4 protein-coding genes and 1 tRNA gene are annotated in these 7,493 nt (G+C 58.2%); 3 read left to right on the forward strand and 2 right to left on the reverse strand.

Annotated features, from left to right (window positions below; translation table 11 throughout):
* The first annotated feature begins 209 nt into the window (after window positions 1-209).
* A complete protein-coding gene (locus ACXAH0_RS24930; protein WP_475195968.1) occupies window positions 210-1,382 on the forward strand; it encodes an integrase core domain-containing protein in 1,173 nt (390 codons plus the stop codon).
* A gap of 258 nt (window positions 1,383-1,640) precedes the next feature.
* On the opposite strand, the gene ACXAH0_RS24935 is transcribed toward ACXAH0_RS24930, so the two are convergent.
* Window positions 1,641-1,717 (reverse strand) — tRNA-Arg (locus tag ACXAH0_RS24935).
* Between the two features lie 464 nt (window positions 1,718-2,181).
* Here ACXAH0_RS24935 and ACXAH0_RS24940 point away from each other — a divergent pair.
* Window positions 2,182-3,753: a cryptochrome/photolyase family protein gene (locus ACXAH0_RS24940; RefSeq protein ID WP_475195970.1), complete on the forward strand. Its 1,572-nt coding sequence runs from the start codon at window positions 2,182-2,184 to the stop codon at window positions 3,751-3,753.
* 367 nt (window positions 3,754-4,120) lie between these two features.
* On the opposite strand, the gene ACXAH0_RS24945 is transcribed toward ACXAH0_RS24940, so the two are convergent.
* The gene (locus ACXAH0_RS24945) at window positions 4,121-4,537 is read right to left on the reverse strand and encodes a septal ring lytic transglycosylase RlpA family protein (protein WP_475195972.1); all 417 of its coding nucleotides are present in this window, start codon (window positions 4,535-4,537) and stop codon (window positions 4,121-4,123) included.
* 326 nt (window positions 4,538-4,863) lie between these two features.
* Here ACXAH0_RS24945 and ACXAH0_RS24950 point away from each other — a divergent pair, with 326 nt between their 5' ends.
* Window positions 4,864-7,011 carry an EAL domain-containing protein gene (locus ACXAH0_RS24950; RefSeq protein ID WP_475179944.1) on the forward strand — a complete coding sequence of 716 codons (2,148 nt, stop codon included), beginning with the start codon at window positions 4,864-4,866 and terminating at the stop codon, window positions 7,009-7,011.
* Window positions 7,012-7,493 lie beyond the last annotated feature (482 nt).

Here is a 7,493-nt window from a genome sequence, read left to right on the forward strand (position 1 = left end):
CCGACCACAAGATCAATCGCATCAACGAACTCATGCCTTGGTGTTACGCTGCAAAAGCAGCGTAACAGAGCGCCTGGCCGCCATGAAGACCGGCTTCACCGGGCGGACACCCTATGTCTCCGGATCGGACACAATGAGCTTATTGAGAGATAGCTGACATTTTATTCCGATCACATGGTTTACACATTTCGCATTTGGGGGATCCCTGAATGCCTTGGAAAGAGTGTAGGCCTATGGATGAGCGACTGCGTTTTGTTGCCCGGCTGCTTGAAGGTGAGAAGATGGCGCCGCTGTGCCGTGAGTTCGGCATATCGCGCGTTACGGGTTACAAGATTTTTGAACGGTACAAGGCATGTGGCCTGGACGGCCTCAACGACCGGAGCCGGCGACCCTATCGGCAGGCCAATAAACTTCCCTTCCAGATCGAACGCTGCATCCAGGGCCTCAAGCGCGAGCATCCAACCTGGGGGGCGCCGAAGATCCGAGACAAGCTGGTTCGGCAATACCCCATGGTCAAGGCTCCGGCGATCAGCACGGTCCATGCGGTTCTGGTCCGTCACGGTCTGGTCCAGCACCGCAAACGCCGCCGGTACAAGGCTCGGGGAACCGAGCTTCATAACGCACAGGACGTGAACGGGCTCTGGTGCGCCGATTATAAGGGCGAGTTCAAGCTCGGCAACCGGCAGTACTGCTATCCGCTGACGATCACTGACTACAGATCGCGTTATTTGTTGGCCTGTGAAGGCTTGACCTGCACCAAGTCCGACTTCGCTTTTGCCGTTTTTGAGCGCGTCTTCAAGGAGTTCGGCCTTCCCGCGGCCATTCGCACCGACAACGGCCTCCCCTTCGCCAGCCCGAATGCGCTGTTCGGGTTGAGCAAGCTATCAGTTTGGTGGCTGCGCCTGGGTATTCGGATCGAGCGCATCAAGCCAGGCCACCCCGAGCAGAACGGCCGACATGAGCGCATGCACCTGACCCTGAAAAGCGAAACGGCAAAGCCCGCTGCTTTCAACTTCCTCCAGCAGCAAGAAAAGTTCGACCGCTTCATGACTGTTTACAACAATGAGCGGCCCCATCAGGGTCTCGCAGGAGCCTATCCCGGTGACTTCTATACACCTTCGCCCCGCGTCTACGAGCCGCCGCCTGAACCGGAATACCCTTTCCATGACTGCGCTGTGCGCGTCACACGATGCGGCCGTATCTGTATCGGAAAGCGCAAGATCAATCTCAGCCAGGTCTTCGCCGGCCAGATCCTCGGACTACGGGAAGTCGACGACGAAATTTGGCTCGTCTCATTCCTCGATTATGATCTGGGTTTCTTCGACAATAAGGAGAACCGCGTCGAACCGGCAAAAAATCCATTCACGCCGGAGAAAGTGTAAACTGTCTCTCCGGTATCAAATGTAAACCATGTGACGAGAATGGACCTGTTTGCAAGTGGTGACCCCGACAGGATTCGAACCTGTGACCCTCAGATTAGGAATTGGCGCGCAGTCCCGAGTGGGTTGAAGCCGAAGCGAGTGCGATATAGCGCGCTATGGCAGGATAGACTCTGCTTCCGCGGTGCTTCCGTACAGAGGAGCGTCACCCAAGTCGAAGTGGGTTTTTCTTGCTAAGTAGCTGTTTTGTTGGTTTTAATCTGGCGCACCCGACAGGATTCGAACCTGTGACCTCTGCCTTCGGAGGGCAGCGCTCTATCCAGCTGAGCTACGGGTGCTATGGCCGGTCGCAGGCGGGCTGCGCGGCGGATAGGACGGTCTGATACAAGATCCGGCGCTTGCGGGCAATGGCTTTCTGGTCTTTTGGACAAGTTATCTTCCACAGCCTCCTGCCCGTTGCAAGGGACTGACCCTCTCCTGACCGGTTTGCCGGGGTTTTATGCCTGCTGGACGGCGTTGTGTTGCTTGAACCGCCAGCCTGGCCGTCTTTCACACCCCATCGGACCGCCTGGTATAAGGGCTCAAGGTGGGTGCAACAGGGGAGGGGAGGGCTGGCCAGCCGGGCCAGCGGTGAAAAAAACGGCAGGGGCGGTGATAGGGGAGGCACGGATCTGCGTATAGCGCTGACACAAGCTGTTTTAAGGAGCCGTCATGTGCGCCTATGTGCGGGAGACGCCAGGCCAGAACCTGATTCAAAACCGGAGGCCGTCTGGTCTGCGGCCAGGCGGTGCGGGAGGTGCCGGTGGGCGGCGCTGAGCGGACCCCGTCCAAGGGCTGCCGCCAGCTGATCGTGATCCTGGGGGATCAGCTGAGCCCGCACATCTCCAGCCTGGCCGGGGCGGACCGTGCCTTGGACCGGGTGCTGATGGTGGAGGTGCAGGCCGAAACCGTTTATGTGCCCCACCACAAGAAGAAGATTGCCTTCATCCTGTCCGCCATGCGCCATTTTGCCGACAGCCTGCGGGCGGACGGATGGCATGTGGAGTATGTGCAGCTGGATGCGGCCGGCAACACCGGGAGCTTCCGGGGGGAGGTGGCGCGCGCCTGTGCACGTTTGACGCCCGAGCGGGTCTGTGTGACCGAGCCGGGGGAATGGCGGGTTCTGGAGGATATGACCGGCTGGCAGGATGCGTTCGGGCGGCAGGTCGTGATTTTGGAGGACAGCCGGTTTCTGGCCTCCCGGGCCGATTTTGAGGCCTTTGCGGCCGGGCGCAAGCAGCTGCGCATGGAGCACTTTTACCGGCAGATGCGGATCCGGACCGGCCTTTTGATGGACGGGGATCAGCCGGCCGGGGGCAAATGGAATTATGATGCGGACAATCGTAAACCGGCCGCAGCCGATCTCTTCATGCCGAGGCCGGCCCGTTTTCCGCCGGATCAGACGACCCAAGACGTGCTGCGGCTGGTGGGGGCGCGCTTTGCGGCCCATATGGGGCAGCTGGAGCCGTTCTGGTTTGCGGTCACCCGGGCCCAGGCCGAAGCGGCCTTTGACCGCTTTCTGCAGACGGCTCTGGCCCGGTTCGGCACCTATCAGGATGCCATGCTGCAAGGCGAGAAGTTTCTCTACCACTCGGTTGTTTCGGCCTATCTCAATATCGGGCTGCTGGACCCGCTGGACCTGTGCCGCAAGGTGGAGGCGGCCTATCGGGATGGTGCCGTGCCGCTGAATGCGGCCGAAGGCTACATCCGGCAGATCATTGGCTGGCGGGAATTCGTGCGCGGGCTCTACTGGCTGTCCATGCCCGGCTATGAAAACGCCAATATGCTGGAGGCTGCCCGGCCGCTGCCCGGCTTCTACTGGACCGGGGAGACCGGGATGCGCTGCCTGTCGGAGGCAATCGGCCAGACATTGGAAGAGGGCTATGCCCATCACATCCAGCGGCTGATGGTGACGGGCAATTTCGCGCTGCTGGCGGGCATTGATCCGCATCAGCTGCATGAATGGTATCTGAGCGTCTATGTGGATGCGTTTGAGTGGGTCGAGCTGCCGAACACGCTCGGCATGAGCCAGTTTGCCGATGGCGGCAAGCTTGCCTCGAAACCTTATATGTCCAGCGGCAACTATCTGAACAAGATGTCGGACTACTGCCGCAGCTGCAGATACGACGTGAGCGCGAAAACGGGTGAGGGCGCCTGTCCTTTCAATGCCCTATACTGGGACTTTCTTGACCGTCATCAGATTGTGCTCAAAGGCAACCGCCGGTTATCCCGGCCCTATGCCAGCTGGGCCCGCATGGGCGTTGAACGGCAGCGGGCGCTGAAAGACTGTGCGGCCGCTTTTTTAAACCGGCTGGACCGGGGGCAGCCCGTCTGAGACCCGGTCTGAAAACATCTTCCGGCGCGGCGTCAGCGGATCTGATTTATTTCGGGAGCGGCATATTTGCAAAAATAATTCGGTTTGCAAAAAAAACGCGCAGTCCGAAGACTGCGCGAATGAAGTTACTGTGCACGTGGCCCCATCGACCACGGGCGCAACTCTAGCCGCATCTCTTCAGAATGTCATTACCGTAAAATATTTTATTTTTTGATTCACTGTAATGCGACTGATCGTTATTCATACTGAATTGCAGGCAAAAGCCGAAAGCTCTTAAAATAATCATTTTATTTCAATATATTGGAAGAGGCATTGAAATTTCACGGATCGATCACGTTCTGTCTAAATTATAGGCAGGCTGCAAGTATTATTGGCACTTTTGCTGAGGGGAGGCCGCATTTTCTGTCCCGGCCCGGGTGACATGCACTTTGGTCACCCCCTTGCGCAGGAAACCGAGCTCTTGGGCAGCGGCACGAGTCACGTCAATGACACGGCCTTTCGCGAAAGGGCCTCGATCGTTGATGCGCACCGTTACGCTTTTGCCGTTTGACAGATTGGTGACAGTCACCATCGTGCCGAAGGGTAAGGTGCGGTGAGCTGCCGTCAAACCTTTGGGGTTGGCCCGTTCACCGCTGGCAGTCATGCCGCCCAGACTGTACCAGGAGGCCTTGCCGCATTGGTGAAACGCGTCTTTGGCCTGGACGGTGTTTTCAGCTTGAAATAGCAAAATACACGCAAAAAGTGCACAAATTTGGCAGATCCGCGATCCGGATGGCAATGGCATTGCGGTGTCCTGATAAATAGTATCTTTCCGGTGAACTTGCAGTTGGAACCGGTCACTTGGAAACAATGAAGATGCCCCTAGGGCAGTTCCGTGTTGAAATTAAGGCGGGTATTCAAATTTAGAAAAATATGAGTAGAGAAAAATATAAATTTGAATGAAATTTTAAATTATTTAGTTAAATAAGAATTAACCAAGTTTTTTGTAAGATTTGTGCGTAGTTTTGCTAGGCCGTGATTCACGGCTAAACTGTGCTAATAGATATTTCGGGGCGGCGCGGAGCTATTTTCAATAGCGCCAATCATGAGATTTTTTGAGAGGGCGGTCTGGTGCAAATCAGCCAACGGTTCATGCGTGACCGGCGGGGCCTGTTCGGCCGTGCCAGAAACGAATTACTTTCTACCTTTCACGCCTCCCTGCTGGAGGTTCTTCCCTTCGCGGCGGCTTATGTCGGCAGGGACGGCCGTATTCTGGCCCACAATCCTCTGCTGGCGGACGCCTGTGCGCAGGCGGGCGTGAAGTCTGTTCCATCCAATTTGAGGAAATTGTTTTCCGGCGACAGCTGGGGGCGCTGCGAACGCGTTCTGACAACAGCGTTTGGCGGCCAGCCGGTTGAGGCGGGCGGAGCCTTTGCCGTGCCGTCCGGCCAGGTGCTGTGCAGGCACTTGTCCTGCACCCCGCAACTGTTTTTGAAACGCGATTGTTCTGCGGTCTTGCTGCAGTTTGAAAACGATGTCACAGGCCGGCAGGAGTGCGGGCTTGAGCCAGAGCTGGACCCTGAGGAGCGCGCGCTGGTCCGCTCGGCCTTGCTGGCCGGGCAATCCAGCAGCGGCGCCCGGGCACGGCATATTCTGGAACATTTTCCCGATGACATTCTGGTGTTCGAAGGGCAAACGCATCTGGAGGACATCGCCGCCAGACTGCGCCTGGCCACCGGCTGCACCTGCGAGAGCAGCATCCTGGAAACTGTTCTGGACGCTTTGGACGCCGGCGCCCCGCAAACCCTTCATCTGGCGCTTGCCGGGCCTGCGGACGGGACCTTCGGACCGGGCGGCCCGAAGGTCTGCGAGGTCCGTTTCGTCGCGCTGCCGGAAACCGCGGACGGTGAGGAGGGCAAGGCCAGTGCAGCGCCGCGCGGCTTCATGGCCGTCATCCGCCGGGATGTGGACAGCCCCAAGGAAGTCGCCGAAAATCGCAAGCTGGCCTATAAGGACCCGCTGACGGGGCTGGAGAACCGCCGCGCCTTTACACGCTATCTCAAGGGGGAGCTGGCGCGCATGGCCAGCGACCGGCAGACCGGGCTTGCCGTCTATTATATTGACCTTGATGAGTTCAAGAAGGTCAATGATCTGGGCGGCCATGATGCGGGCGATGACATGCTGCTGCGCGTGGCGGCCTGCCTGCGCCAGGCGCTCGGGGAATTCGGCACGGTAGCCCGGATCGGCGGCGATGAATTTGCCGCCATGCTGCCTGTGGCCAGCGAAGCGGCCGCTCTCGACTTTGCCAACAGGATCCTGAAGGGCTTTGAGCGGATCCGGCTGGAAATCATGGAGCGGGTCTTTACCATCAGCGGCTCTGTCGGTGTTGCGTTTGTCGACGGATCGGTCGTCCTGAACAACGCGGATGCCTCGGCTCTCTTAGGCTTGGCGGACCGGGCTTGCCTTCGGGGCAAGCGGACCGGCGGTCAGTCGGTTCAAGTTCATGGGGTTCAGGCCGGAGACTGGCCCTCCCAGATACATGATCAACCCGCCGCGCCGGAACCGGAAAGTTTCTGCGGCAAGGACCTGACCCTTTATGCCATGCCGGTTGTCGCGCTTAAATCCGGCACTGTTTGCGGGGTCGAAGTGCTGCTGCGCCTGATTGGTGACAGGGCCCGGGGCCTGTCCGCGCGGGCCTGGATTTCGGCCGCCGAGCGCTCGGGCTTCATCGCCCAGGTGGATGGCTGGACGCTCGACCGGGTGCTGGATGCGGTCCAGTCAAACGCGACGCGCATGCTGGTGACCATGAATGTGTCAGCTGACACAGCGCGGGACCCGAATTTCCGCGATGCGCTGTTTCACCGCCTGTCGGTCAATCCGCTGCTGGCCTCCCGCCTGTGTCTGGAAATCGCTGAAAAGGACTTCCTGCGCGAACCGGCCATGGTGGAATCCTTCTTCACCTTCGTATCGGATTTGGGGTGCCAGACCTCGATCGACGATTTCGCCGGCCACTGGCCGGTCCTGTCCCGGCTCACCGGCAGCCGTGTGGAATGGCTGAAGCTGGCGGCGGGGTTGACCCGCGAGGCGCTGAATGATCCTTCCAAGGCCGTGGTGCTCAACGGGCTGGTGCGGGCCGCGCGCGAACTCGGCATCAAGGTGATCGCCAAACATGTGGAAACGGAGCAGGATGCCGAACGCCTCCGCATTCTGGAAATCGACGCCGCCCAGGGCTTCCATTTCGGCAAGCCTGCCCCCTGGCCAAACCCTGGCGGGGTTTGATGGCTGTTTAGTAACAAATTATTTGCTGGTGTGGGACTGCGACTGGATGTGGGGGCGCGTATTCCTTCATCTTCGATTGATGAAAGCAATGTATTGATTTGTGCCTTTCTTTGAATATTTTAATATGAATATTGGAATTATATATTGTGAGGCGAATAAAATATTGGAAAACAAGACGTGTGGGGATGTAGATTTTAAGTATAGAAATGCAAAGAAGATTTAAAATGATAGCGCATCTTGCAATGTAGCGTTTCTGCAATTGTGGGGAAAGCGCTCGATCGTTGCACGGCTTACCGGTTCAGCCAGGCCGGGGCACGCGATGCGTCTGGCCGATGAACGGAAATAGGTCATCAAATAGCTCATCATCAACAGCGCTTGGTTGTCTAATTCCGGCCTCACAGTCAAGTCCCAAGCCCTGTTGCCTCCTCACCAGGTCCACGGTTGTCTTCGAAGTCGCTGCCAGCAGGGTCTGTGGAGCGCTT

It is taken from the genome of Roseibium sp. AWQ4_290 (genome assembly GCF_056160985.1).